This is a genomic window from Streptomyces purpurascens, from assembly GCF_045040895.1.
Lineage (GTDB): Bacteria > Actinomycetota > Actinomycetes > Streptomycetales > Streptomycetaceae > Streptomyces > Streptomyces purpurascens.
On sequence record NZ_CP108341.1, the window covers coordinates 5,711,567 to 5,736,636 of the forward strand.

At 72.0% G+C, this 25,070-nt stretch carries 20 protein-coding genes; 14 read left to right on the forward strand and 6 right to left on the reverse strand.

The window, feature by feature from the left end; all coding sequences use genetic code 11:
* Nucleotides 1–53: 53 nt before the first annotated feature.
* From OHU35_RS26205 to groL, 4 genes are all read left to right on the forward strand, one after another.
* The gene (locus OHU35_RS26205) at nt 54–932 is read left to right on the forward strand and encodes a polysaccharide deacetylase family protein (protein ID WP_359887184.1); all 879 of its coding nucleotides are present in this window, start codon (nt 54–56) and stop codon (nt 930–932) included.
* On the forward strand, nt 929–1,696 hold the full coding sequence (locus tag OHU35_RS26210) for a polysaccharide deacetylase family protein (RefSeq protein ID WP_405507089.1): 768 nt from the start codon (nt 929–931) through the stop codon (nt 1,694–1,696). The genes OHU35_RS26205 and OHU35_RS26210 overlap by 4 nt, the downstream gene beginning before the upstream one ends.
* A gap of 169 nt (nt 1,697–1,865) precedes the next feature.
* Nucleotides 1,866–2,174, forward strand: a complete 309-nt coding sequence (gene groES, locus OHU35_RS26215; protein WP_003974211.1) for a co-chaperone GroES — start codon at nt 1,866–1,868, stop codon at nt 2,172–2,174.
* 121 nt (nt 2,175–2,295) lie between these two features.
* The gene (gene groL, locus OHU35_RS26220; RefSeq protein ID WP_189722724.1) at nt 2,296–3,921 is read left to right on the forward strand and encodes a chaperonin GroEL; all 1,626 of its coding nucleotides are present in this window, start codon (nt 2,296–2,298) and stop codon (nt 3,919–3,921) included.
* Between the two features lie 74 nt (nt 3,922–3,995).
* Here the strand turns inward: groL and OHU35_RS26225 are convergent, their stop codons facing one another.
* The 3 genes from OHU35_RS26225 to OHU35_RS26235 all read right to left on the reverse strand — a co-directional run bounded on the left by OHU35_RS26225 (nt 3,996) and on the right by OHU35_RS26235 (nt 6,334).
* Complete coding sequence (locus tag OHU35_RS26225; protein ID WP_189722725.1) at nt 3,996–4,703, reverse strand: ester cyclase; 708 nt, start codon at nt 4,701–4,703, stop codon at nt 3,996–3,998.
* A 94-nt stretch (nt 4,704–4,797) separates the two neighbouring features.
* Nucleotides 4,798–5,571 (reverse strand): SDR family oxidoreductase, encoded by a 774-nt coding sequence (locus OHU35_RS26230; RefSeq protein WP_189722726.1) that lies wholly within the window; start codon nt 5,569–5,571, stop codon nt 4,798–4,800.
* A gap of 94 nt (nt 5,572–5,665) precedes the next feature.
* Entirely contained in the window at nt 5,666–6,334 is a 669-nt protein-coding gene (locus OHU35_RS26235; RefSeq protein ID WP_405507092.1) for an MOSC domain-containing protein, read from the reverse strand.
* Between the two features lie 81 nt (nt 6,335–6,415).
* Between OHU35_RS26235 and OHU35_RS26240 the strand changes: the two genes are divergently transcribed.
* Nucleotides 6,416–7,312, forward strand: a complete 897-nt coding sequence (locus OHU35_RS26240; protein WP_189722728.1) for a LysR family transcriptional regulator — start codon at nt 6,416–6,418, stop codon at nt 7,310–7,312.
* Between the two features lie 47 nt (nt 7,313–7,359).
* On the opposite strand, the gene OHU35_RS26245 is transcribed toward OHU35_RS26240, so the two are convergent.
* On the reverse strand, nt 7,360–7,689 hold the full coding sequence (locus OHU35_RS26245) for a WhiB family transcriptional regulator (protein ID WP_184591351.1): 330 nt from the start codon (nt 7,687–7,689) through the stop codon (nt 7,360–7,362).
* 380 nt (nt 7,690–8,069) lie between these two features.
* Between OHU35_RS26245 and OHU35_RS26250 the strand changes: the two genes are divergently transcribed.
* From OHU35_RS26250 to OHU35_RS26265, 4 genes are all read left to right on the forward strand, one after another.
* Complete coding sequence (locus OHU35_RS26250; RefSeq protein WP_003948568.1) at nt 8,070–8,681, forward strand: response regulator transcription factor; 612 nt, start codon at nt 8,070–8,072, stop codon at nt 8,679–8,681.
* A 487-nt stretch (nt 8,682–9,168) separates the two neighbouring features.
* Nucleotides 9,169–9,756: a sigma-70 family RNA polymerase sigma factor gene (locus tag OHU35_RS26255; RefSeq protein ID WP_189722729.1), complete on the forward strand. Its 588-nt coding sequence runs from the start codon at nt 9,169–9,171 to the stop codon at nt 9,754–9,756.
* Between the two features lie 149 nt (nt 9,757–9,905).
* Nucleotides 9,906–11,414, forward strand: coding sequence for an IMP dehydrogenase (gene guaB / locus OHU35_RS26260; protein WP_189722730.1), 1,509 nt, complete (start codon nt 9,906–9,908; stop codon nt 11,412–11,414).
* 116 nt (nt 11,415–11,530) lie between these two features.
* A complete protein-coding gene (locus tag OHU35_RS26265) occupies nt 11,531–12,655 on the forward strand; it encodes a GuaB3 family IMP dehydrogenase-related protein (protein ID WP_184591345.1) in 1,125 nt (374 codons plus the stop codon).
* A gap of 15 nt (nt 12,656–12,670) precedes the next feature.
* On the opposite strand, the gene OHU35_RS26270 is transcribed toward OHU35_RS26265, so the two are convergent.
* The gene (locus OHU35_RS26270; RefSeq protein ID WP_189722731.1) at nt 12,671–13,879 is read right to left on the reverse strand and encodes a nucleotide sugar dehydrogenase; all 1,209 of its coding nucleotides are present in this window, start codon (nt 13,877–13,879) and stop codon (nt 12,671–12,673) included.
* A 270-nt stretch (nt 13,880–14,149) separates the two neighbouring features.
* On the opposite strand from OHU35_RS26270, the gene OHU35_RS26275 reads away from it, so the two are divergent.
* Nucleotides 14,150–15,856, forward strand: coding sequence for a glycerol-3-phosphate dehydrogenase/oxidase (locus OHU35_RS26275; protein ID WP_189722732.1), 1,707 nt, complete (start codon nt 14,150–14,152; stop codon nt 15,854–15,856).
* A 56-nt stretch (nt 15,857–15,912) separates the two neighbouring features.
* Here OHU35_RS26275 and OHU35_RS26280 read toward each other — a convergent pair whose 3' ends face one another.
* Nucleotides 15,913–16,956 (reverse strand): serine hydrolase domain-containing protein, encoded by a 1,044-nt coding sequence (locus OHU35_RS26280; protein ID WP_405507095.1) that lies wholly within the window; start codon nt 16,954–16,956, stop codon nt 15,913–15,915.
* A 172-nt stretch (nt 16,957–17,128) separates the two neighbouring features.
* Here OHU35_RS26280 and OHU35_RS26285 point away from each other — a divergent pair, with 172 nt between their 5' ends.
* The 4 genes from OHU35_RS26285 (at nt 17,129) to OHU35_RS26300 (ending at nt 25,065) form a co-directional block, all read left to right on the forward strand.
* Complete coding sequence (locus OHU35_RS26285; RefSeq protein WP_189722734.1) at nt 17,129–19,174, forward strand: serine/threonine-protein kinase; 2,046 nt, start codon at nt 17,129–17,131, stop codon at nt 19,172–19,174.
* Nucleotides 19,175–19,327: 153 nt separating this feature from the next.
* Nucleotides 19,328–21,829 carry a protein kinase gene (locus OHU35_RS26290; RefSeq protein WP_405507097.1) on the forward strand — a complete coding sequence of 834 codons (2,502 nt, stop codon included), beginning with the start codon at nt 19,328–19,330 and terminating at the stop codon, nt 21,827–21,829.
* 167 nt (nt 21,830–21,996) lie between these two features.
* The gene (locus OHU35_RS26295; RefSeq protein WP_189722736.1) at nt 21,997–23,748 is read left to right on the forward strand and encodes a serine/threonine-protein kinase; all 1,752 of its coding nucleotides are present in this window, start codon (nt 21,997–21,999) and stop codon (nt 23,746–23,748) included.
* A gap of 105 nt (nt 23,749–23,853) precedes the next feature.
* Nucleotides 23,854–25,065 carry a protein kinase domain-containing protein gene (locus tag OHU35_RS26300; protein ID WP_359887162.1) on the forward strand — a complete coding sequence of 404 codons (1,212 nt, stop codon included), beginning with the start codon at nt 23,854–23,856 and terminating at the stop codon, nt 25,063–25,065.
* Nucleotides 25,066–25,070 lie beyond the last annotated feature (5 nt).

The window sequence follows — 25,070 nt, forward strand, 5'->3', positions numbered from 1 at the left end:
CCGGCATCATGCGAGCAGTCGTACAAAATGACAAAAGGCGGTCAACTGGCGGCGTGCGCATCGGCCTCGCCGTACTCGCCCTCGCTGCCATCGCCTCGGGCTGCGCGCAGGCGGACGGCGGCCAGGTCGCCCCGGCCGGCGGTCAGCAGCCCCTCGAGGCGCCCCCGGCCCGCGCGCTGGACTCCTACGCCACCAAGCTGCGCGCCGCGCACGCCGCCCGCATCGCCGCGGCGCACCGCTGGGGGCTGAGGAGGGTCCCGCTGGCCGCCCCGCCGGCTCCCGGGAAGAAGCCCAGGATCAGGACCCGCAAGGGCTTCGAGGTGGACGGTCACCGGGAGCTGGATCTGCCGCCCGTCTTCACCGCGATCCCCACCCGGGACAAGGTCGTCTTCCTCACCATCGACGACGGCGCCGAGAAGGACCCGGCGTTCCTGCGGATGATGAGCGACCTGGACGTCCCGTACACCGCCTTCCTCAGCGGCTACCTCGTGAAGGACGACGACCGCTACTTCCGGCAGATGCAGGCCAGGGGCGCGGTCCTGAACAACCACACCCTCTGGCACCGCTACATGCCGGGCCTGTCGTACCGCGCGCAGCGGCGCGAGATCTGCGGCATGCAGCGCTTCATCGAAAGGCGCTACGGCACCCGCCCCACCCTCTTCCGCCCGCCCTTCGGCAGCTACGAAAGGGCGACCCTGCGCGCCGCCAAGGACTGCGGCATCGAGTACGTCCCCCTCTGGAACGCGGAGGTCTTCGTCGACCACTGGGAGTACCGCGAGCCGGGCCGGAGGCTGCGGCCGGGCGACATCGTCCTCACCCACTTCCGGGGCCGCGAGCAGTGGAAGGGCGCGATGCCCGACATGATCCGCCGCTTCCTGAACAAGGTCACGACCGAGGGATACGCGGTGGCGCGGCTGGAGGACTACCTGTGAGGCGGCTGCCGACGGCCGCCGCGCTCTGTGCGGTCGTGCTCCTGCTGGCCGGGTGCGCCGGGGCGGCGGGGGAGCGGGCGGGAGCGGACGCCCGGGGCCAGGACCCGGCACACGCGGCCGGCCCCCTCGTGCGTCCGGCGCGCCTGCCGCCCGTCGTGGACCGGGTCCGCACCCGCGACCCGGTCGTCTTCCTGACCTACGACGACGGCGCCGAACGCGACCCCGGCTTCGCCGGCCTCGTCAGCGAACGGCGGCTCCCGGTCACCCTGTTCCTCACGGACCGCGTGGCGGGCCCCGGATACGGCCACCTGGCCCGGCTGCGCGCGGTCGGCGCGTCCCTCCAGAACCACACCCTCGACCACCCGGCCCTGCGCGGCCTGCCCCACGCCGGCCAGCGCGCCGAGATCTGCGGCCAGCAGCACAAACTCCGCTCCCGCTTCGGCATCCGCCCCCACCTCTTCCGCCCGCCCTACGGCACGTACGACAGGACGACCCTGCGCGCCGCCGCCGACTGCGGCATCACGGCGGTCGTCCTCTGGCGGGCGTCCCTGTCCGCCGACGGCGAACTGACGTACCCCCACGGCGAGCCGCGCCTTCGCCCCGGCGACATCATCTCCGTGCCGTCGGCCGAGACGGAGTCCCTGACGCCGGCGGAACGGACCGTGCGGCTGCTGGGCGAGATCGAGGGGCGGGGGCTGCGGGTGGGGCGGCTGGAGGACTACCTCCGACACGAAATCACCGGCCGACGCGCCGCAGGCAATTAGCAGTCCGCTTGACCGAGTGCTAATCGCGGTCATAGTCTCGGCTCTGGCACTCCCCACTGGAGAGTGCCAACACAGCGACGGGCAGGTCCGGCACCCGCGACGACGGATCGACCTGGTCGCCACCTCAGACAGTTAACCCCGTGAGATCTCCGAAGGGGGAGGTCGGATCGTGACGACCACCAGCTCCAAGGTTGCCATCAAGCCGCTCGAGGACCGCATTGTGGTCCAGCCGCTCGACGCCGAGCAGACCACCGCCTCTGGCCTGGTCATCCCGGACACCGCCAAGGAGAAGCCCCAGGAGGGCGTCGTCCTGGCCGTGGGCCCGGGCCGCTTCGAGGACGGTAACCGTCTTCCGCTCGACGTCTCCGTCGGCGATGTCGTGCTCTACAGCAAGTACGGCGGCACCGAGGTGAAGTACAACGGCGAGGAGTACCTCGTCCTCTCGGCTCGCGACGTGCTCGCGATCGTCGAGAAGTAATTCACCCGGCATTACCAGCATTGCAGTGAACTGCGCCCCTGGCCCCCGCGACCTTATGAAGCCGGGCGTCGGGGGCGCAGTTCGTTTCACCCACGTTTTCCGAGAGGGCTGAACCGCTCCCATGGCGAAGATCCTGAAGTTCGACGAGGACGCCCGTCGCGCCCTCGAGCGCGGCGTCAACAAGCTTGCCGACACGGTCAAGGTGACGATCGGCCCCAAGGGCCGCAACGTCGTCATCGACAAGAAGTTCGGCGCCCCCACCATCACCAACGACGGTGTGACCATCGCCCGCGAGGTCGAGGTCGAGGACCCGTACGAGAACCTCGGTGCCCAGCTGGTCAAGGAGGTGGCGACCAAGACCAACGACATCGCGGGTGACGGTACGACCACCGCGACCGTGCTCGCCCAGGCGCTCGTGCGCGAGGGCCTGAAGAACGTCGCCGCCGGTGCCTCCCCGGCCGCCCTGAAGAAGGGCATCGACGCCGCGGTCAAGGCCGTGTCCGAGGAGCTCCTCGCGACCGCCCGCCCGATCGACGAGAAGTCCGACATCGCCGCCGTCGCCGGTCTGTCCGCCCAGGACCAGCAGGTCGGCGAGCTCATCGCCGAGGCGATGGACAAGGTCGGCAAGGACGGTGTCATCACCGTCGAGGAGTCCAACACCTTCGGTCTGGAGCTGGACTTCACCGAGGGCATGGCCTTCGACAAGGGCTACCTGTCGCCGTACTTCGTGACGGACCAGGAGCGCATGGAAGCCGTCCTGGACGACCCGTACGTCCTCATCACGCAGGGCAAGATCTCCGCCATCGCGGACCTGCTGCCGCTGCTGGAGAAGGTCATCCAGGCCAACGCCTCCAAGCCGCTGCTGATCATCGCCGAGGACGTCGACGGCGAGGCGCTGTCCACCCTCGTCGTGAACAAGATCCGCGGCACCTTCAACGCCGTCGCGGTGAAGGCCCCCGGCTTCGGCGACCGCCGCAAGGCGATGCTGCAGGACCTCGCGGTCCTCACCGGCGCCACGGTCGTCTCCGAGGAGGTCGGCCTCAAGCTCGACCAGGTCGGCCTGGACGTCCTCGGCTCCGCCCGCCGCATCACCGTCACCAAGGACGACACCACGGTCGTCGACGGCGCCGGCAACAAGGACGACGTGCAGGGCCGCGTCGCCCAGATCAAGGCCGAGATCGAGTCCACCGACTCCGACTGGGACCGCGAGAAGCTCCAGGAGCGCCTCGCGAAGCTGGCCGGCGGCGTGTGCGTCATCCGCGTGGGTGCCGCCACCGAGGTCGAGCTCAAGGAGCGCAAGCACCGTCTGGAGGACGCCATCTCCGCGACCCGCGCCGCGGTCGAGGAGGGCATCGTCTCCGGTGGTGGCTCCGCGCTCGTCCACGCCGTGAAGGTCCTCGAGGGCAACCTCGGCAAGACCGGCGACGAGGCCACCGGTGTCGCCGTCGTCCGCAAGGCCGCCGTCGAGCCGCTGCGCTGGATCGCCGAGAACGCCGGCCTGGAGGGTTACGTCATCACCTCCAAGGTCGCCGAGCTCGACAAGGGCCAGGGCTTCAACGCCGCCACCGGCGAGTACGGCGACCTGGTCAAGGCCGGCGTCATCGACCCGGTCAAGGTCACCCGCTCCGCCCTGGAGAACGCCGCCTCCATCGCCTCCCTCCTCCTCACGACCGAGACCCTGGTCGTCGAGAAGAAGGAAGAGGAGGAGCCGGCCGCCGGGGGCCACGGCCACGGCCACGCCCACTGAGGCACCGACCTCGTAGCAGAAGCCCCCGTTCCGCCCAGGCGGAACGGGGGCTTCTCCCGTAGATCCCGCGCCGGTCAGAGCTCCAGCGGCTCGAGCGCCCCGAGCTGCTGCATCAGCCCCAGCCGGTCGTACTCCCACCAGCCCTCGGCGATCTTCCCGTCCGGCGTGCACCGGTGGACGGTCGTCCCGGTCATGGTGACGTCCTTCCCGGTCGGCGGAATCCCGAGGAAGTCGCCCTTGTGGTGCCCCTTCCAGGCCCACCGGGTGCACACCCGGTCGCCCTGGGCGAGCTGGTCCTCGACCGTGAACGAGAAGTCGAAGCCGCCCCGCCACATCTCCACCTCGCGCCGCATCGCGTCCAGCCCGATGACGTCCTGCACATTGGCGGGATCGTGGTCGTGGTAGTCCTCGATGAACACGTCGTTGAACGGGGGCGCCGCACCCTGCCCGGGCGCCTGCTCGAAGAACCTGCGCGCGGTGGCCGCGTACAGCTGCTCGTCCCGCACCACGTCCAGATCGGTGAACGTCGGCGTCTCGTCGCAGAGCGCCACCATCTCCTGGAAGATCCGGTCGGTCTCCGGAAGCCCGGAGTTCCGCATCGCCTCCTCGTACGACGGAAACTCCACGATCTCGACGACGTGCGAGGCGTCGGCCCGGTCCTTCGCCACCACACTGTGCGAAGCGGTCCGCTTCCCCTTGGTCTGCTCGACCCACCTGTCCATCAGCCGGTTCATCTCGTCGAGCCGACTGGTCCTGCATTCGATGAGCTGTACGAAGGTCATGGCCTCGCCTCCGGCCCCCCTGGGTCCGGCTGAACAGCTCCATCATCCCAAGCGGGACGCCCGGGTGCCTCCCGGCCGGACCGACCGTCGTCCCCTACCGCGGCCCGTACTTCCGCCCCGTCCTGGACGAGACCGCCCCGAGCATCCCTCTGGGCACCAGCTTCGCCGCCCCCATCAGCGCCTTGTACCGCGGGTCCGGGATCGACAGCGTCTTGCCCCGGGCCAGGTCGTGCAGCGCCGCCGCCACCAGCTTGTCCGCGTCGAGCCACATCCAGCTCGGGATGTTGTCCGTGCCCATGCCGGCCCGGTCGTGGAACTCCGTGCGCACGAAACCGGGGCAGAGCGCCATCAGCCGTACGCCGCTGCCGGCCAGGTCGCGCGCCGCGCCCTGCGTGAACTGCACGACCCAGGCCTTGGACGCGCCGTAGGTGCCCCGCGGGACGAACGCGGCGACCGACGCCACATTGACGACACCACCCCGGCCGCGCGCCCGCATGCCCTCGGTCGCCGCCGACGTCAGCCGCAGCACCGCCTCGCAGTGCACCTTGAGCATCCGCAGCTCATCGGCCATGGAGACATCGAGATAGCGGCCCTTGTTGCCGAATCCGGCGTTGTTGACCAGGAGGTCGACGGGGTTCTTGCGGTCGCCCAGCCTGGCGGCCACCGCCTCGATGCCCTTGTCCTCCGCCAGGTCGGCCGTCAGCACCTCCGCCTCGATGCCGTGCCCGTCGTGCAGCTCGGTCGCCTGTTCCCTGAGCCGCTTGGTGTCGCGGGCCACCAGCACCAGGTTGTGCCCGTCCGCCGCCAGTCGCCGCGCGAACGCGGCCCCGATGCCTGCCGTCGATCCCGTAATCAGAGCCGTTGTCATGGCAGAAGGTTAGTGACCCGGACTGGGTGCGTCCGCTTCCGGACGGGGCCTTCGCCGGTGAAGGGTCGGTGGAGACAGCCGCGGTGAGCCGCCGTCAGGCCCCGTACTTCTCCACGTACTCCCGCGCCGTCCGCAGTACCTCCGGGTGCAGCGCCTCGCCCGCCGCCAGCAGCCGCGGCAGCAGCGGCCGCTCGGTGGTCACCGCCCGGAACTGCAGGGCCACCGTCACGTCGTGGTCCGGCCGGTGCACGATCTCGACGGCGTCGCCCGCCCGAATCGCGCCGGGCTCGATCACCCGCAGATACGCCCCCGGCGCGCCGCGCTGTGTGAACCGCTTCACCCAGCCCTTCTCCTCCAGATGGCCCTGGAACGTGCGGCACGGGATCCGCCCGGAGGTGATCTCCAGCACCACCTCGGGCCCGATGCGCCAGCGCTCGCCGATCCGCGCGCCGGACACGTCCAGCCCCTGGGTCGTGAGGTTCTCGCCGAACGCCCCGTCGGCCAGCGTCCGGCCCAGCTCGCGCTCCCACTCGTCCAGGTCCTCGCGCGCCATCGCGTACACCGCCTGGTCGTCGCCGCCGTGGTGCTCCAGCTTGCACACCGCGTCCCCGGCCAGACCGCTCCCGCCGATGCCCTTGGGCCCGGGCGCGGACACCCGCACGGACCCGTCCACCGGCTGCTTGTCGATCCCGGTCACGCCCTCCGGGTTGTCCGTGTACGGCACAGCCTTGGCGCGGCCCAGATTCACAGACAGAAGCTTCATGCACCGCACGGTAAGGGACCGGACCCCAAAGCGTCGACGCATTATTCGCATCGGCGTCAAAGGGTCGCTTATTCTCGAAGGGTGATCGAAGCTCGTCATCTCCGCGTACTGCGCGCCGTCGCCGCCACCGGTTCCTTCTCCGCCGCGGGACGGGAACTGGGCTGCACCCAGCCCGCCGTCAGCCAGCAGATGAAGGCCCTGGAAACCTCCGTCGGCACCCCCCTTCTCATCCGCACCGGGCGCGAGATGCGTCTGACCCAGGCCGGTGAGGCGCTGGTGCGGCACGCCGCCGGGATCCTCGCCGGGCTCACGGCCGCGGAGGAGGAGGTCGCCGCCATCGCCGGGCTGCGCGCGGGACGGGTCCGGCTCGTCTCCTTCCCCAGCGGCAGCTCCACGCTCGTGCCGACGGCCCTCGCCGCGCTGCGCGCGGCACACCCCGGCACCCGCGTCTCCCTGGAGGAGGCCGAACCGCCCGCATCGGTCGGCCTGCTGCGCGAGGGCGACTGCGACGTGGCGCTCGCCTTCCGCTACGAGGGCGCCGCGGGCGCGGAGGAGTGGGACGACCTCGTCGTACGGCCGCTGCTGTCGGACCGGCTCGTCGCCCTCGTGCCGGAGCGGCACCGGCTCGCGGGCGCGCGGTCCGTCGCCATCGGCGAGCTCGCGCAGGAGCCGTGGATCGCGGGCTGCCCGCGCTGTCGCGGCCAGTTGGTCGAGGTGTGCGCGGCGGCCGGCTTCACGCCTCGCATCGACTTCGCCACCGACGACTACCCGGCGGTCGTCGGCCTGGTCGGCGCCGGACTGGGTGTGGCCGTGCTGCCGCAGCTGGCCGTCGAGTCGGTACGGCCCCGGGGCGTACGCACCGTGACGCTGGAACCGGCGGTGCGGCGGGAGATCGTCGCGCTCACCCTGCCCGACCTCGCCCAGGTCCCGGCGGTGTCGGCGACGCTCGATCAGCTGGCGCGGGCGGCCGTCCGCTAGCGAAAACCAAGAGCACGCGTGCGCGTGCCGTTCGCAGAAACGTTATTTCAGTGGTGCGAGGCGGTATGCCCGCCCGGTGCCGACGCCGACACCAGCCGGTTGCGCGCCCGCCCCATGAGCTCTTCGCGCTCGTCCTCGGTCAGCCCGCCCCACACGCCGTACGGCTCGCGCACCGCCAGTGCGTGGGCGGCGCACTCGGCGCGTACCGGGCACCTCATGCAGACCTCTTTGGCCGAGTTCTCGCGAGCACTCCGAGCCGCACCGCGCTCGCCCTCCGGATGGAAGAAGAGCGAGCTGTCCACCCCGCGACAGGCAGCCAGCAGCTGCCAGTCCCACAGGTCCGCGTTCGGTCCGGGAAGGCGGGAGAAATCTGCCATTACGTGACCCCTTGTTGCCGTTTTGGGCGGATCCGGTGTCTACGACCGTACAACTACGATCTAAGGAGATGAAAATATGACTCATTGCGAATCTAGCTCCAGACACTGGCAAAGCGGAAGAAATGGGTCTGAATGGGGCATAGGTTGTGATGAAAGTTCGTGGGTCTGCTGCGCATGTCTGCACCGTGTCCGCCCCCTCACGTAGAGTGCCGAAGATGACAGCCGACCCCGTAACTCTTTCGAGTGACCGTCGTTGAGAGGGCGAGGCGGTTGAAGGAACAAGCGCTCGGACGGGCGTCCGAGTCGGTCGACCGCACAGGTGACGATTTCGTACCAGCCTGGAGGCTCAAGGTGACGTGCATCAGCTGCGGAGGGCGGTCATGACTTCCGTCCTCGTCTGCGACGACTCCCCGCTTGCCCGAGAGGCGCTCCGTCGCGCGGTCGCGACCGTGCCCGGCGTAGAGCGCGTGACGACGGCGGCCAACGGCGAGGAAGTCCTCCGCCGCTGGGGGGCCGACCGCTCGGACCTGATTCTGATGGACGTGCGCATGCCCGGTCTGGGCGGCGTCGAGACGGTCCGGCGGCTGCTGTCGGCCGACCCCGGTGCGCGCATCATCATGCTCACGGTCGCCGAGGACCTGGACGGCGTGGCGCTCGCTGTCGCCGCCGGTGCCCGGGGTTATCTGCACAAGGACGCCTCCCGCGCCGAGCTGCGCGCGACGGTGACGCAGGCCCTGGCCGACCCGACCTGGCGACTGGCCCCGCGCCGGCTGCGCTCGGCCGAGATGGGCGCCGCGCCCACGCTCACGGCGCGTGAGATCCAGGTCCTCGAAGGCATGAGCCACGGCCGCTCGAACGCGGAGATCGGCCGCGAGCTGTTCCTCTCCGAGGACACCGTCAAGACGCACGCCCGGCGCCTGTTCAAGAAGCTCGGCGCCTCGGACCGGGCCCACGCCGTGGCGCTCGGCTTCCGGTGGGGCCTGGTGCGCTAGGGCCTGTCGTTCGGATCGGGCCGGCTTCGGCGCGAGGCATTCGGCGCGGGCCGGTGAGCGGGGGCATGCGGATGCCCCCGCGCGAGCCGTACGCACGCGTGCGACGGCCGGCGGCCGACGGCAAAGCCGGTGCGGGGCACCGCCTCCCGGGACGGAGTCGAGAGTTCGGCCGGGTGCCTGCGAGGCCGCCTGCCCCCGGGACGATCCGAACGGCAGGTCCTGAGGGCGGCCGCGCATGTGGCGGTGGTCGCAGTGGGGGCACGAAGAGCCAGGTGGGCGGGGTCGGGCCGGGTGTCCGCCGGGAGCCCGCTGCTTGTTTCGCCGCGGATGCCGCATCCTTGAGGGTGTGGAGTTCCTCGGGGACGAGTCGGTCGAGCGGAAGGGGAGGGCGCAGGGGATGAGTGCCGGCGCACCTGCTCATAACGCTTCGGTGCACAACAACGGGCGCGGTGCCGCGGACCCAGTGGCCGCAAGGCACCATGGACCGATGCGCGACGACGAGGCGGTCAATGCCCATGGGGCGATCGGAGCGCTCGTCCACCGCGCCGTCGACGGGGACGAGCAGGCCACGCACGATCTGCTCGCCCATGTCCACCCCTTGGCGCTGCGCTACTGCCGCACCCGTCTGTCCCGTCTCCCGGGCGACGCCCGGCACTTCGTGGAGGACCTCGCCCAGGAGGTGTGCGTGGCGGTGCTCCTCGCGCTGCCCCGCTACCGGGACACCGGGCGTCCCTTCGAGGCGTTCGTCTTCGCCATCGCCGCCCACAAGGTCGCCGACCTGCAGCGCGCGGCGATGCGCCACCCCGGCTCGACGGCCATCCCCTCCGACGAGATGCCCGAGCGCCCCGACGACTCCCTGGGACCGGAGGAGCGCGCACTGCTGAGCAGTGACGCCGAATGGGCCAAGAAACTCCTGGCCAACCTGCCCGAGAACCAGCGGGAGCTGTTGCTGCTGCGCATCGCGGTGGGGCTCACGGCCGAGGAGACGGGCCAGATGTTGGGAATGTCACCCGGCGCGGTCCGGGTGGCGCAGCACCGGGCGCTGAGCCGGCTGCGGGCGCTCGCCGAGCAGTAGCCCTTCAGCAGCCCTTGATTGAACAGGCGGTGCGCGGCTTCCGTACGAACATACGAAGCCCGGAGCCGACCGGAACCGTGGAATGAGACAGCCGCGCTTCCCGTTAGCATGGACATCCGCACCGATCAAGGCCATTTGGGGAAGGTGTCATGACTGCCAACGTCGACGGAGTGCCCGGAAAATTCGCGACACTCGGGCTGACCTACGACGACGTGCTGCTGCTGCCGGGCCCGTCGGACATGGCACCCGACGAGATCGACACCGCCTCGTACGTCTCGAAGAACGTGCGGGTCAACATCCCGCTGCTGTCCGCCGCCATGGACAAGGTCACCGAGTCGCGCATGGCGATCGCGATGGCCCGCCAGGGCGGCGTCGGCGTGTTGCACCGCAACCTGTCCATCGAGGACCAGGCCAACCAGGTCGACCTGGTGAAGCGGTCCGAGTCGGGCATGGTGGCCGACCCGATCACGGTCCACCCGGACGCCACGCTCGCCGAGGCCGACGCGCTGTGCGCCAAGTTCCGCATCAGCGGTGTCCCGGTCACCGACCCCGCCAAGAAGCTGCTCGGCATCGTCACCAACCGCGACATGGCCTTCGAGACCGACCGCACCCGCCGGGTCCGGGAGGTCATGACGCCGATGCCGCTGGTCACCGGCAAGGTCGGCATCTCCGGTGTCGAGGCCATGGAGCTGCTGCGCAAGCACAAGATCGAGAAGCTGCCGCTGGTCGACGACGAGGGCGTTCTCAAGGGCCTGATCACCGTCAAGGACTTCGTCAAGGCGGAGAAGTACCCGAGCGCCGCCAAGGACGCGGAGGGCCGCCTCCTCGTCGGCGCCGCCGTCGGTGTCGCGGGTGACTCCTACGAGCGGGCCCAGGCCCTGATCGAGGCGGGCGTCGACTTCATCGTCGTCGACACGGCGCACGGCCACTCCCGGCTGGTCGGCGACATGGTCGCCAAGATCAAGTCGAACGCGTCCGGTGTCGACGTCATCGGCGGCAACATCGCCACGCGCGACGGTGCCAAGGCCCTGGTCGACGCGGGCGTCGACGGCATCAAGGTCGGTGTCGGCCCCGGCTCCATCTGCACCACCCGCGTGGTCGCCGGTGTCGGCGTTCCGCAGGTCACGGCCATCTACGAGGCCGCTCTCGCCGCCAAGGCGGCCGGTGTCCCGGTCATCGGCGACGGCGGTCTGCAGTACTCCGGCGACATCGCCAAGGCCCTGGTCGCCGGCGCCGACACCGTGATGCTGGGCTCGCTGCTGGCCGGCTGCGAGGAGTCGCCGGGCGAGCTGCTCTTCATCAACGGCAAGCAGTTCAAGTCGTACCGCGGCATGGGCTCTCTGGGTGCCATGCAGACCCGCGGCGACCGCAAGTCCTTCTCCAAGGACCGCTACTTCCAGGAGGGCGTCGCCTCCGACGAGCAGCTGGTCCCCGAGGGCATCGAGGGCCAGGTGCCCTACCGCGGCCCGCTCTCCTCGGTCGTCCACCAGCTGGTCGGCGGCCTGCGCCAGTCGATGTTCTACGTCGGCGGCCGCACGGTGCCGGACCTCCAGGACAACGGCCGTTTCGTCCGGATCACGTCCGCGGGCCTCAAGGAGAGCCACCCGCACGACATCCAGATGACGGTCGAGGCGCCCAACTACAGCCGCAGCAAGTGACCCGCACGCGCGCGTGAGACGGACCAGGGGCGGTCCCGGAGCATCCGGGACCGCCCCTGTCGTGCCCGTCGGCGATACTGGAAGACGCTGCAACGCATCAGGGAAAGGCCACAGACGTGACTGAGATCGAGATCGGGCGCGGCAAGCGCGGCCGCCGGGCGTACGCCTTCGACGACATCGCCGTCGTCCCCAGCCGCCGTACGCGGGACCCGAAGGAGGTCTCGATCGCCTGGCAGATCGACGCCTACCGCTTCGAGCTGCCGTTCCTGGCCGCCCCCATGGACTCGGTCGTCTCCCCGGCCACCGCCATCCGCATCGGCGAGCTGGGCGGCCTCGGCGTGCTGAACCTCGAGGGCCTGTGGACGCGCCACGAGGACCCGCAGCCGCTGCTGGACGAGATCGCCGAGCTGCCCGCCGAGGCGGCGACCCGGCGCCTTCAGGAGATCTACGCCGCGCCGATCAAGGAGGAGCTGATCGGCGCCCGCATCAAGGAGGTGCGCGACTCGGGCGTGGTCACGGCCGCCGCGCTCTCCCCGCAGCGCACGGCCCAGTTCTCCAAGGCCGTCGTCGACGCGGGCGTGGACATCTTCGTCATCCGCGGTACGACGGTCTCGGCGGAGCATGTCTCCGGGGCGTCCGAGCCGCTGAACCTGAAGCAGTTCATCTACGAGCTGGACGTTCCGGTGATCGTCGGCGGCTGCGCCACGTACACCGCGGCCCTGCACCTGATGCGCACCGGCGCGGCCGGTGTGCTGGTCGGCTTCGGCGGCGGCGCCGCGCACACCACGCGCAATGTGCTCGGCATCCAGGTCCCCATGGCGACGGCGGTCGCCGACGTCGCGGCCGCGCGCCGTGACTACATGGACGAGTCCGGCGGCCGGTACGTGCACGTGATCGCGGACGGCGGTGTCGGCTGGTCCGGCGACCTGCCCAAGGCGATCGCCTGCGGTGCCGACGCGGTCATGATGGGCTCCCCGCTCGCCCGCGCGACCGACGGTCCGGGCAAGGGGCACCACTGGGGCATGGAGGCCGTGAACGAGGAGCTGCCGCGCGGCAAGAAGGTCGACCTCGGCACGGTCGGGACCATCGAGGAGATCCTCACCGGCCCGTCCCACACCCCCGACGGCTCGATGAACCTCTTCGGCGCCCTGCGCCGCGCCATGGCCACCACCGGCTACAGCGAGCTGAAGGAGTTCCAGCGCGTCGAGGTGACGGTGGCGGACTCGCAGCACCGGCGGTAGGCCTCGGGCACGATGTCACAGACGGTGGGCGGCACCCGCGGGTGCCGCCCCTCGTGTGTCCAGGAGCAGCTGCGCCTTCACCGACAGGCCCTGGAGGTCGTAGGTGCGGTGCTGCTGGAGCAGGATGGTCAGATCCGCGTCGGCGGCCGCTTCGTAGAGGGAGTCCGCCCGGGGGACGGGGCGGTCGAGGACGCTCCAGGCCGGGACGTGCGGGTCGTGGTAGCTGACCGACGCGCCCAGGTCCATCAGACGCAGGGCGATCTCCTGGGCGGGGGTGCCCTGCAGGTCGGCGAGGTCGGGCTCGTAGGTGACGCCCAGGAGCAGCACGCGTGCGCCGCGCGCGGACTTGCCGTGCTCGTTGAGGAGCTGGGCGCCGCGCTGGACGACGTAGCGGGGCATCCGGCTGTTGACCTTCTGGGCCAGTTCCACCATGCGCAGGCTGCGGCCGCCGTGGGCGGTCAGGTCCTGGGGGAGGGTGTGGCCGCCGACGCCCGGGCCGGGGCGGAAGGCCTGGAAGCCGAACGGCTTGGTCTCCGCGCAGCGGATCACGTCCCACAGGTCGATGCCCAGGTCGTGGCAGAGCGCGGCCATCTCGTTGACGAGGGCGATGTTGACGTGCCGGTAGTTGGTCTCCAGCAGCTGCACGGTCTCCGCCTCGCGCAGTCCACGCGCGCGTACCACCTTGTCCGTGAGCCGTCCGTAGAAGGCGGCGGCCGACTCGGTGCAGGCCGGGGTGAGGCCGCCGATGACCTTGGGGGTGCCGGCGGGCGTGAAGTCGCGATTGCCGGGGTCGACGCGGCTGGGGGAGTGGGCGAGGTGGAAGTCGCGGCCCGCCCGCAGGCCCGAGCCCTCTTCGAGGAGCGGGCGCAGGAATTCCTCTGTCGCCCCGGGGTACACAGGTGACTCCAGGATCACCGTGGTGTGCGGGCGCAGGTGTGCGGCCAGGGTGCGGGCGGCGGTCTCCACCTGGCTCAGATCGAGCCGGCCGTCCGCATCCGGCGGGGTCGGTGCGCAGATGACCGCGGTGCGTACCCGGCCGAGCTCGGCGGCGTTCGTGGTCGGCCGGAAGCCCCCCGAGAGCATCCGGCGCAGTTCGGCGGGGCTGAGGGAACCGGTCTCGGGGCCGGTCCGGTAGCCGATGGTGGGGACGCCGGCGGCGACGGCGGCCTGAGCCAGGGGCAGGCCGTAAGGGCCGAGTCCGATGACGGCGAGATCTGCGGGCACGGCGTGGCCGTCCTTCCCAGTAGCCGAAGTGGGACAGGTGCGCAAGCCCTGTGGACAGGACGGGCGAGCGCAATGTCAGACTAGGAGTAAATATGACCGATATGTGGGATTGCCTGGCCGAGTTTCGGTGAGTGTTCCGTGCGGGTTGTCCACAGGCTGAGGGCCCGTGGTGGCTGAAGCCGGGCAACCCGGTCAGAATTTGGGCAGGGGGGATACGACGGGGCCTCACCCGACGGGTGCGGCCGGCGCGACCGATGAGCGGGAGGCAGCGTGAGGACAGCGACACTCGGGCCGGCGCAGCGAGCCGAGTCACTTGCATCCATGGCCGAGCGAGAGCTGGACGTGCTGGTCGTGGGCGCGGGCGTGGTCGGTGCGGGCACCGCCCTCGACGCCGTGACCCGGGGCCTCGCCACAGGCCTGGTCGAGGCCCGCGACTGGGCCTCGGGCACCTCCAGCCGGTCCAGCAAACTGATCCACGGCGGTCTGCGCTATCTGGAGATGCTCGACTTCGCGCTCGTCCGGGAGGCGCTGAAGGAGCGCGGCCTGCTGCTGGAGCGGCTCGCCCCGCATCTGGTGAAGCCCGTGCCGTTCCTGTACCCGCTGCGGCACAAGGGCTGGGAGCGCCTGTACGCCGGGTCCGGCGTGGCGATGTACGACGCCATGTCCATGGCGCGCGGCCATGGCCGGGGCCTGCCCGTGCACCGCCACCTGACCCGCTCTCACGCCCTGCGCGTGGCGCCCTGCTTGAAGAAGGACGCGCTGGTCGGGGCGCTCCAGTACTACGACGCCCAGATGGACGACGCCCGCTACGTGACGAACATGGTGCGCACGGCGGTGGCGTACGGCGCGAAGGCCGCCAACCGCGCGCGGGTGACGGGCTTCCTGCGCGAGGGCGAGCGGGTCGTCGGCGCGCGGGTGCAGGACGTCGAGGGGGGCGGGGAGTACGAGATCCGCGCCAAGCAGGTCGTCAACGCGACCGGCGTGTGGACGGACGACACCCAGGCGATGGTCGGGGAGCGCGGCCAGTTCCACGTCCGGGCCTCCAAGGGCATCCACCTGGTCGTGCCGCGCGACCGGATCCACTCCACGACCGGGCTGATCCTGCGCACGGAGAAGTCCGTGCTGTTCGTCATCCCCTGGGGCCGGCACTGGATCGTCGGGACCACCGACACCGACTGGGACCTCGACAAGGCCCACCCGGCCGCGTCCAGCGCGGACATCGACTACCTGCTGGAACATGTCAACTCGGTGCTGGCGGTGCCCCTCACCAGGGATGACGTCCAGGGTGTGTACGCGGGCCTGCGGCCGCTGCTCGCGGGCGAGTCGGACGCCACCAGCAAGCTGTCGCGCGAGCACACCGTGGCGCACCCGGTGCCCGGGCTCGTCGTCGTCGCGGGCGGCAAGTACACGACGTACCGGGTCATGGCCAAGGACGCGGTGGACGCGGCGGTGCACGGGCTCGACATGCGCGTCGCCGAGTGCGTCACCGAGGACGTGCCGCTGCTGGGCGCCGAGGGCTACCGGGCGCTGTGGAACGCGCGGGCGCGGATCGCCGCCCGGACCGGACTGCACGTGGTGCGGGTGGAGCACCTGCTGAACCGGTACGGGGCGCTGACCGAGGAGCTCCTCGAGCTCATCGCCGAGGACCCGTCGCTGGGCGAGCCCCTGGCGGCGGCCGACGACTATCTGCGCGCCGAGATCGTGTACGCGGCCTCGCACGAGGGGGCGCGGCATCTGGACGACGTGCTGACCCGGCGGACGCGCATCTCGATCGAGACCTTCGACCGGGGCAGCCGCAGCGCACGCGACGCCGCCGGGCTGATGGCGCCCGTGCTCGGCTGGGACAAGGACCAGGTCGAGCGCGAGGTCGAGCATTACCAGAAGCGGGTGGAGGCCGAGCGGGAGTCGCAGCGGCAGCCCGACGACCTCACGGCGGACGCGGCGCGGCTGGGGGCGCCGGACATCGTGCCCCGGTAGGCACCTCACTCGAACGAGTGTCGTGAACGGGGATCTCCGTTCGGGGCCCGGTCGTTCTACGGGGTGCGGGGGCAGAACTCGGCCGCGAGCACCGCGGGTTCGAGGTCGGGATCCGCGATCGCGTCCGTGTTCACGCGGAAGGTGAGGACATGCCGGCCGTCGACGGTGGCTGCGGTGCGCACGTAGCTGCCGGAGATGTGCCCGTTGTGCCCCCACACCGTGGTGCCGCACGGAAGTTTCTCGGGGAGCAGACCCATGCCGTACGCGCCGTGTGCGGCACGGGTGTCGAGCATCTCGCGCAGCCGGCGCGGGGGCAGCAGCCTGCCGTCGAGCAGGGCCGCGTAGAAGCGGTCCAGATCGGCGAGCGTGGTCACCAGCTCGCCCGCCGCGCCGGCCACCCGCGGGTCGAGATCGGTGACGTCGGTTCCGTCGGCGGCGTAGGCGCGGCCGTGCGGAGAGGGCAGCGAGGAGCGGGAGCCGGGGAAGGAGGTGCCCGTCAGACGCAGGGGAGTGATGATGCGGCGCTCGGCCTCGGTGGCGTACGAGTCGCCGGTGACCTGCTGGATGACCAGGCCGAGCAGGACGTAGTTGGTGTTCGAGTAGGAGAAGCGGCCGCGCGCGGCCGGAGGGTGGGTGAGGGCGATGCGGACGGCCTGACGGGGTGTGACGGGTGCCGTTCCGCCGGTGTCCGCGGTGAAGTCGTACAGGCCGCTGGTGTGGGTGAGCAGGGAGCGCAGGGTCAGCGCGCGGCCGTCGTTGCCCGCTCCCCGCACCAGGCCGGGCAGGTGCCGCTCCACGGTGTCGGACAGCGACAGGCGGTGCTCGGCGGCCAGTTGCAGCACGACCGTCGCGATGAACGTCTTCGTGATGCTGCCGGCGCGGAAATGGTCCGAACGGGCGATTCCGGGACCGGCATGGGCATAGCGGGTGGTGTGTCCCTCCCGGGCCAGCAGGGCCGCGGCGGGAGCTTCGCCCCGGGTCACAAGCAGCGGCAGCACCGCGTCCGTGGGCGGGGCCGAGAGGTCCGAGGAGTCGGCCGGGGGCAGGCCGAGGAGGGCGACGGACACCGGCAGGGCCAGCAAGGTCCGAAGCGGCGGCATGCGGGCTCCTCCCTCGTCAGGGCCCATCATGCAAGGCGGCGCGGGGCGTGGCACACCCGGGTTCCGGGTGGGTGGGCCCGGTGCCCGGTGCCCAGGGGCCCCCTGGGCACGGGGCACTTGTCGGGTGAGAGACAATGGAGGCTCTGTCAGGGCGGGTTGTATGAGGGGACGCATGTCGGAGGCGGAGCGGGCGGCGGGCACATCTCGTCAGGACACTCGTCAGGACAACAGGGAGCGTCTCCTGGCCGGGCGGTACCGGCTGGGCGAGGTGCTCGGCCGCGGCGGCATGGGCACCGTGTGGCGTGCCGAGGACGAGACGCTGGGGCGGACGGTCGCCGTCAAGGAGCTGCGGTTCCCGACGAACATCGACCAGGAGGAGAAGCGGCGGCTGATCACGCGGACGCTGCGCGAGGCCAAGGCGATCGCGCGGATCCGCAACAACAGCGCCGTGACCGTCTTCGACGTGGTCCAGGAGGACGACCGGCCCTGGATCGTGATGGAGCTCGTCGAGGGCAAGTCGCTCGCCGAGGCCATCCGGGAGGACGGCCTCCTCGAGCCGAAGCGGGCCGCGGAGGTCGGGCTCGCCGTCCTCGACGTGCTGCGGTCCGCGCACCGCGAGGGCATCCTGCACCGCGACGTGAAGCCGTCGAACGTGCTGATCTCCGAGGACGGCCGGGTCGTGCTCACCGACTTCGGTATCGCCCAGGTCGAGGGCGACCCGTCCATCACCTCGACCGGCATGCTCGTCGGCGCGCCCTCCTACATCTCCCCGGAGCGGGCGCGCGGGCACAAGCCGGGCCCGGCCGCCGACCTGTGGTCGCTCGGCGGGCTGCTGTACGCGTCGGTGGAGGGAGCTCCGCCGTACGACAAGGGGTCGGCCATAGCGACCCTCACCGCGGTGATGACCGAGCCGCTGGAGGAGCCGAAGAACGCGGGTCCGCTGAAGGACGTCATCCACGGGCTGCTCACCAAGGACCCCGCCAAGCGGCTCGACGACGCGGGCGCCCGGGCGATGCTGAACTCCGTCATCCACGCGCCGGAGACGGCCGAGCCGGAGCCGATGGACGCGACGAAGGTCGTGCCGCTGCCTGCGCAGCCGGACAAGGCGTCGCGCAAGGGCGGCTCGGCGGGTGCCGGGAGCAAGCGGGGCGAGGAGGCCGGGGAGCGGCTGCGCGGGGCGTTGCGCTCCGTGCGCAAGGCCGCGGCCGGACCGGCCGCGGCGTCGGCCGCGACCCGTACCAAGACCGAGGGCGCCAAGGCCACACCCGGACCGAAGGACGAGGCGGCCGCCGGGAGCGCGGGCACGGCCGTGTCGCAGTCGGGTCCCAAGCAGGCCTCGGGGGCGACGGCTTCCGGGTCCGGTGAGCGGGGCGCGCAGGACGCGAAGGCGACCTCCGAGGGACGGAGTTCGGGGTGGCCCGTCATGCCGCCGCCGGACCTGCCGCCCCGGCAGGTGCCCCGGGCGCCGCTCACCGACGTGGTATCGCGCCGGACCCTGCTGATCATCGCCGTGGTCGTGGTGCTCGCCGTGATCGGCACGGTGCTCACCATCGCGTTCAGCGGGGACGACAAGGGCTCGAAGGGGGCCGCCGGCGGGAACGGCGGCAAGACCGTCGCCACCGCGTCGGGCAGCGCCGACACCAAGGGCGACGAGAAGGACGGCGCGGGCACCGACAACACCGCGACGCAGCCCGCGCCGTCGGGGCCCACCTCGAACACCGAACCGAGCGGCGGGGCGAGCGGATCCGCCGGCGACGGCGAGGGCGGGTCCGCCGGAAAGGGCACCGCGGCGGAGTCGACTCACGAGGGGAACCAGGGGTACTCGATCGGCCTGCCGAAGGGGTGGAAGTTCCAGTCCACGGGCTCCGCCGGCGACCGGTTCACCGGGCCCGACGGGCAGAAGCTGCTCATCGCCTGGACGTCCACGCCCAAGGGCGACCCGGTGGCGGACTGGAAGAGCCAGGAAAGCTACATGCAGCGCGCGGCGTACAAGAAGATCCGCATAGAGAAGGTGGATTACCGCGGCTGGAACACGGCCGACTGGGAGTTCACCTACCGGGAGAGCGGCACCAAGTACCGGACCATCGACCGCGGATTCGTCGTCGACGACTCCCAGGGCTACGCGCTGATGTACACGGCGAAGGCGGCCGACTGGGACGGCGAGTCGCGCAAGGACACGTGGGCGACGCTGACCAAGACCTTCGAACCCAAGTCCTGAGCATGAGCGTCCCGGGGTTTGGGGAGGCAGATCTGGCATCCCCACATTGCGGGTTGCCTGCGGCACGTATCGTAAATATTTGCGGTCCGTGCGCAGCCGGAACGGACCGTGGGGCGAACGGATGTGACCGACCGGGCTGACGGGGGAGGCAACGTGGACGACTATGCGGGCCGGGTACTCGCCGACCGCTACCGCCTGCCGCTGCCGCCGTCCGACGAGTACGAACTCACCGAGACCCGGGCCTTCGACACCTACAGCGGACAGGAAGTCCTGGTCAGGCAGGTGCCGTTGCCGGAGGTGGTCGAGGCCGAGGTCCTCGACGCGGAGGGACTGCCCGACGGCTTCACCGCGCGTGACGGTGGTGCGCGCCGGTCCGGCACGCGCCCGGGCCCCCGGCGGCCCACGGACCCGGTGGTACGGCGCGCGGTCGACGCCGCGCAGGCCGCCGCGGCCATTCCCGACCATCCACGGCTCGACCAGGTCTTCGACGTGTTCGCCGAGGGCGGTTCGCTGTGGATCGTCAGTGAGCTGGTGGCCGCGCGTCCGCTGGCGGCGCTGCTCGCCGAGAAGCCGCTGACGCCGTATCGGGCCGCCGAGGTCGCTTCCGACGTCCTCATGGCGCTGCGGGTGCTGCACGCCCACGGCTGGGTGCACCGGAACGTCACCGCGCGGACGGTGCTCGTCTGCGACGACGGCCGGGTGATGCTGACCGGTCTCGCGGTGGGCGCGGCGGAGGAGGCGCTGTGCGGGTACGACCCGGTTCCGGCCTCCGAGGAGCTTGAGCAGGGACCGGGCCACGGCGGTGGTGCCGTCGGAGGTCCGGGGGGCGGCGCCCCGGCCGGCCTCGGTGGCGCGGCCGATCCCGAGGCCGCGCGGCGAGCCGCCATAGAGGCGCGGGAGGCCAGGGGACTGCCCTCGGCCGGGGGTGACACGGCGGGCGGGGGCCCGGCCGTGCCGGCCCGCAGAAGTGTGGACGACAGCGGTGACCCACGGGTCGCGCGAGCCGGGGCGATCGCGGCCTACCGGGCGGGGGCCCGGGCCGCCGCACGGGTCCAGGAGGCGCAGGAGGGCGAGCGGGCCGCACTGCCCGGTGCCCGGTCCGCCCCGGACAGCGGGCCCGCGCCCCACGGCAACGGCTCGGCGCAGTCCCCGTACATCCCCGGGCAGGGCACGGCACCCGGTGCGCCCCCGCCGGGTCGGATAGCCGACCCCTACGGCGTCGGCGGCGCCCCCCGGACCACCGCCTGGCACGGTGCCACGCCCCGGGGCGGAACCGGCAGCGCGCCCCTGCCGCAGGGGCAGGAGCAGGCGGCTCTCCCGCCGGCCCCGGACCCCTCCGCCCAGGGCTCGCCCGCCCGGTGGGACGAGCTGGTCGCCGACACCCCCGCACCCCGGCGCGGCCCGGCCACGGCCCTGGCCGCCGAGCGGGCGCGGCAGGCGCGGATGGCCGTGGTGGGTCCCGTGACGGAGCGCTGGGCGCCCGAGCAGGCCGGACCCGTGCACGAGAACTGGCAGTTGGCCGCCCCGATCGGTCCCGCGACCGACCTGTGGGCGCTCGGCGCGCTGCTCTTCAGGGCCGTGCAGGGGCATGCGCCCTACCCGGAGGAGTCGACGGCCGAGCTGGTGCAGATGGTGTGCGCCGAACCGCCCGCGTACGCCGAGGAGTGCGGGCCGCTGCGGCCGGTCGTGGAGTCGCTGCTGCGTCAGGACCCCACCGAGCGCCTCGACTTCGAGGAACTGCGCGGCTGGCTGCGCTCGCTCGTACGCTCGGCGCCCGAGCCGGAGGCCGGGGTGCACGTCGTCGCGGCGCCGCCCGCCGACGCGAGCCGGCTGCCCGTCGTACGCCGCCGGGGCGAGCTGGTGCGCAGGCGCAAGGCCGGGCTGCCCGCGCACCACGGGCGGCACAAACGGGCCAAGCGCGAGTCCCGGTCGCCGAACCGCCTCGGCCGCACCCTGCTCCTGCTGGTCCTGCTCGTGATGGCCGCCGCGATCGCCTACGCCATGCTCTTCATGCCCAAGTCGAAGACCGACGGGGCAGAAGGCACGGACGGCACGGACCGCACCGGTTCCGCCGGTGAGGTCAGCCAGGCGCCCGGGCCGGACGCCAGCAGCGAGCCCCGGCCCGACCAGACGTCGCCCGAGCCGGAGAAGAGCCCGTCGACGTCGGCCGGTTCCGCCGAGACGCAGACCGCCGGCCCCGATGTCGCCGACGGCTTCACCCTGCGCAAGGACGCGGCGGGGTTCCAGGTCGCCGTCGCCAAGGGCTGGGACCGCACCTCGCGGGGCAGCGGCCAGGTCGTCTACGCGAAGGGCGACTTCGAGCTCATCGTCGTACCGGGCCGGGACAGCGCCGCGGAGTTCGGCGGTGATCCGATGGCCTACCAGCGGGAGAGGGAGCGCGAGTTGCAGCCGTACCGCGACTCCAGCTGGGCCACCTCCACCGGGCTGAAGACGATCGAGGTGGGCGGGCGGACCATGGCCGAGGGGCAGTTCACCTGGACCGGCGGCGACGGGGGCGAGCTGTATGTGCGCAACCTCGCGATGCTGGTCAAGGGGCGGTACCACGTGGTCCAGGTGCGCGGGCCGGAGGCCGAGCGGGACGAGGTGACGCGGCTGTACGAGCAGGCGGCGGCGACCTACAAGGCGACGGGCTGAGCGCCCGGCGCGCCGCCTGTACGCGGTAGTTCAACCTCTGGTTGCCTCGCGTCCCGACAGGCGACAACCGTCACAGTGCGGTCACCGTGGTACCCCGCTTGTTCCCTGAGGAAGGGCGGGTCCTTACGCTGACCCTGTCAAGACCATTGCGGGGCAACGTGAATCAGATGCAGGGCCAGCTCGTCGCGGGCCGCTACCGGCTCGCCGACTCCATCGGCAGCGGCGGCATGGGCCGGGTGTGGCGCGCCCATGACGAGGTGCTGCACCGATCCGTCGCCATCAAGGAGTTGACGGCAGCCCTCTACGTCTCCGAGAGCGAGCAGGCCATCCTCCTGGCGCGCACCCGGGCGGAGGCGCGGGCCGCCGCGCGGATCAACCACTCGGCGGTCGTCACGGTGCACGACGTGCTGGAGCACGACGGCCGCCCGTGGATCGTGATGGAGCTGGTCGAGGGCCGCTCGCTGGCCGACGCGGTCAAGGAGGAGGGGCGCGTCGAGCCGCGCGAGGCGGCACGCGTCGGCCTCTGGGTGCTGCGGGCCCTGCGCGCTGCGCACACCGCCGGTGTCCTGCACCGCGACGTCAAGCCGGGCAACGTCCTCCTCGGCCGGGACGGACGCGTCCTGCTCACAGACTTCGGCATCGCCCAGATCGAGGGCGACACGACCATCACACGGACCGGAGAGGTCGTCGGCTCGGTCGACTACCTGGCGCCCGAGCGGGTGCGCGGCCATGACCCGGGTCCGTCCTCCGATCTGTGGGCGCTCGCCGCGACGCTCTACACGGCGGTGGAGGGCCGGTCGCCGTTCCGCCGGACCACCCCGCTGACCACGATGCAGGCGGTGGTCGAGGAAGAGGCCGCCCAACTGCAGCACGCCGGTCCGCTCGCGCCCGTCATCAACGCCCTGCTGCGCAAGGATCCGGCCACCCGGCCCGACGCGTCCGAGGCCGAGCAGATGCTCGCCGAGGCGGCGGAGGGGCGTCGGCCGAGCGGGGCACAGGCGTACGTCCCGACGCAGTACGGGGGGACGCCGTACCGGGACGTCCACAGCGGCATGGGCACGGCGGGCACGGGCACGACCGGCCCGGGCATGGGCACGGGCCCGTCCGGCACCGGCTCCGGGTCGCACACCCGGACACCGCTTCCGCCGCTGGCCGGCACCCCCGCCACAGGCACCCCGGCCCCCGGGACGCCGGCGTCCGGGACCCCCGTCGCCGGCCATCCACCGACCAATCCCACCACCATCGGTCCGACGGCGACGGGTCCGCAGCAGACCGGTCCGGGCCGGCGTCGCCGGCTGCGTACGCTCGCCCTCGTCGTCGCGCTCGCGGCCATCATCGGCGGGACCACCGCCGTGGTGCTGCAGCAGTGGAACGAGGGCCGGCAGACGCCGGGCGGCGCCGCCGACTCGGCGAGTCCCACGAGTACACAGCAGCCCGGGGGATCGGTTCCCGACAGCTGGGTCCGCCACGACGACCCCGCGGGTTTCAGCCTCTCCCTGCCCAAGGGCTGGAAGCGCAAGCCCTTCGGACCGCAGGGCGAGCTCAAGCAGATCGACTACACGCCGGACGGCGGACGGCACTTCGTGCGCATAGCCGTCGACACCTCCCCGGACTTCGCCGACCCGTACGCGCACCAGCTCGACCTGGAGCAGCAGATCAAGGATCTGGTCGCCTACAAGCGGATCACGCTGGAGCGCAACGTCTACCGTGACCGGGGCGGCGCCCTGTGGGAGTACACCTGGACCGCGCGGGCGAAGGACACCCCGTTCCCCGGCCCGCGCCGCGCCATCGAGGAGACGTACATCGCCCGCGACGGCACCGAGTACGCGCTCTACATGTCGTCGCCCGCGCAGGACTGGGCCAAGGCGCGCAAGCAGTTCACCTCGCTGCTCCAGGGCTGGCAGGAGAAGACCTCCTGACGCAGGGGCCTCCTGACGTGGAGCCCCTCTGACGCGGGCCGTCTGTTTCGGCCACCCGCGGCCGCGGCCCCGGAGCCGATCCGTCCGGTGGGGCATGATTGCCGCATGGGGACCGAGGGGCACAACACGCGTGTCATCGCGGGCCGCTACCGGTTCGAGGAGAGACTCGGGCGCGGTGGCATGGGCGTGGTGTGGCGGGCGACCGACCAGCTGCTCGGCCGGGGCGTGGCCGTCAAGGAACTCCCCTACGACGAGACGCTCTCCGCGGCGGAGGCACGCAGGCAGCGGGACCGTACGCTGCGCGAGGCCCGGGCCGTCGCCCAGCTGAGCCATCCGCACATCATCGTCGTCCATGACGTCGTCGAGGACGACGAACGCCCGTACATCGTCATGGAGCTGATCGAGGGCGGCTCGCTCGCCGACCGGCTCGCCCACCATGGTCCGGTCGACGCCTCCGAAGCGGCCCGCATCGGCATTGCCCTGCTCGGCGCGCTGAGCGCCGCGCACGCGGCCGGTGTGCTGCACCGCGACCTCAAGCCGGACAACGTGCTGCTGGAGACCGGCACCGACCGCGTCCTCCTGACCGACTTCGGCATCGCCCAGGTCGCCGGAACCCCCACCCTCACCGAGAACAACTCCTTCGTCGGCTCGCCCGAGTACACCGCGCCCGAGCGGATGTCCGGAGCCAGGACCGGGCCCGAGTCCGACCTGTGGTCGCTGGGCGCGCTGCTGTGCGCGGCCCTCAGCGGCGAGTCGCCGTTCCGCCGCGACTCGTTGGGCGGCATCCTGCACGCGGTCGTCGCCGCCGAGATCCGGCCACCCGCGCAGGCCGAGCCGCTCCTGCCCGTCGTACAGGGCCTGCTCGAACGCGATCCGGACCGGCGGCTTGACGCGGACCGGGCGGAGCGGATGCTGCGGGCCTTCCGAGACACGGGCCGGACGCCGGAGGCGCCGCCGCCCGGGTACGCGCCGACGGTCCGCCACGCACCGCGCGGCCGGTCGCGCCGAACACCGCAGGACACCGCGGGCCGGCAGCCGTTCACGACGCCGGCGGGCATGCCCGCACCGGGCCGGCTCGCCGAACAGCTGATGCGGCAGCCCACCCGGAGGGTGCTCGTGGCCGCGCTGCTGGTCGCCGCGATGGCGGGGGCCGGGGTGTCCGCGGCGGCGCTGCTCATGGACGAGGGCGGCGAGCCGGGAGGCCACACGCCGACGAGTTCGGCTCCCGAGACGCCCACGACCCGGCCCTCGTCCCCGAGCGCCTCCGCCCCCACGACCACCCCTGTCAGCTCTCCTACCGGCACAAAGGGGAGATAAGGCCC

What these genes read in the sequence shown, in the direction of transcription:
- OHU35_RS26285 (WP_189722734.1), top strand. Translation starts at nt 17,129, where the DNA reads ATGTCGGAGGCGGAGCGGGCGGCGGGCACATCTCGTCAGGACACTCGT.
- OHU35_RS26280 (WP_405507095.1), bottom strand. Translation starts at nt 16,956, where the DNA reads ATGCCGCCGCTTCGGACCTTGCTGGCCCTGCCGGTGTCCGTCGCCCTC.
- OHU35_RS26235 (WP_405507092.1), bottom strand. Translation starts at nt 6,334, where the DNA reads ATGAAGCTTCTGTCTGTGAATCTGGGCCGCGCCAAGGCTGTGCCGTAC.
- OHU35_RS26255 (WP_189722729.1), top strand. Translation starts at nt 9,169, where the DNA reads ATGCGCGACGACGAGGCGGTCAATGCCCATGGGGCGATCGGAGCGCTC.
- OHU35_RS26295 (WP_189722736.1), top strand. Translation starts at nt 21,997, where the DNA reads ATGCAGGGCCAGCTCGTCGCGGGCCGCTACCGGCTCGCCGACTCCATC.
- OHU35_RS26230 (WP_189722726.1), bottom strand. Translation starts at nt 5,571, where the DNA reads ATGACAACGGCTCTGATTACGGGATCGACGGCAGGCATCGGGGCCGCG.
- guaB (WP_189722730.1), top strand. Translation starts at nt 9,906, where the DNA reads ATGACTGCCAACGTCGACGGAGTGCCCGGAAAATTCGCGACACTCGGG.
- OHU35_RS26300 (WP_359887162.1), top strand. Translation starts at nt 23,854, where the DNA reads ATGGGGACCGAGGGGCACAACACGCGTGTCATCGCGGGCCGCTACCGG.
- groL (WP_189722724.1), top strand. Translation starts at nt 2,296, where the DNA reads ATGGCGAAGATCCTGAAGTTCGACGAGGACGCCCGTCGCGCCCTCGAG.
- OHU35_RS26250 (WP_003948568.1), top strand. Translation starts at nt 8,070, where the DNA reads ATGACTTCCGTCCTCGTCTGCGACGACTCCCCGCTTGCCCGAGAGGCG.
- OHU35_RS26225 (WP_189722725.1), bottom strand. Translation starts at nt 4,703, where the DNA reads ATGACCTTCGTACAGCTCATCGAATGCAGGACCAGTCGGCTCGACGAG.
- OHU35_RS26245 (WP_184591351.1), bottom strand. Translation starts at nt 7,689, where the DNA reads ATGGCAGATTTCTCCCGCCTTCCCGGACCGAACGCGGACCTGTGGGAC.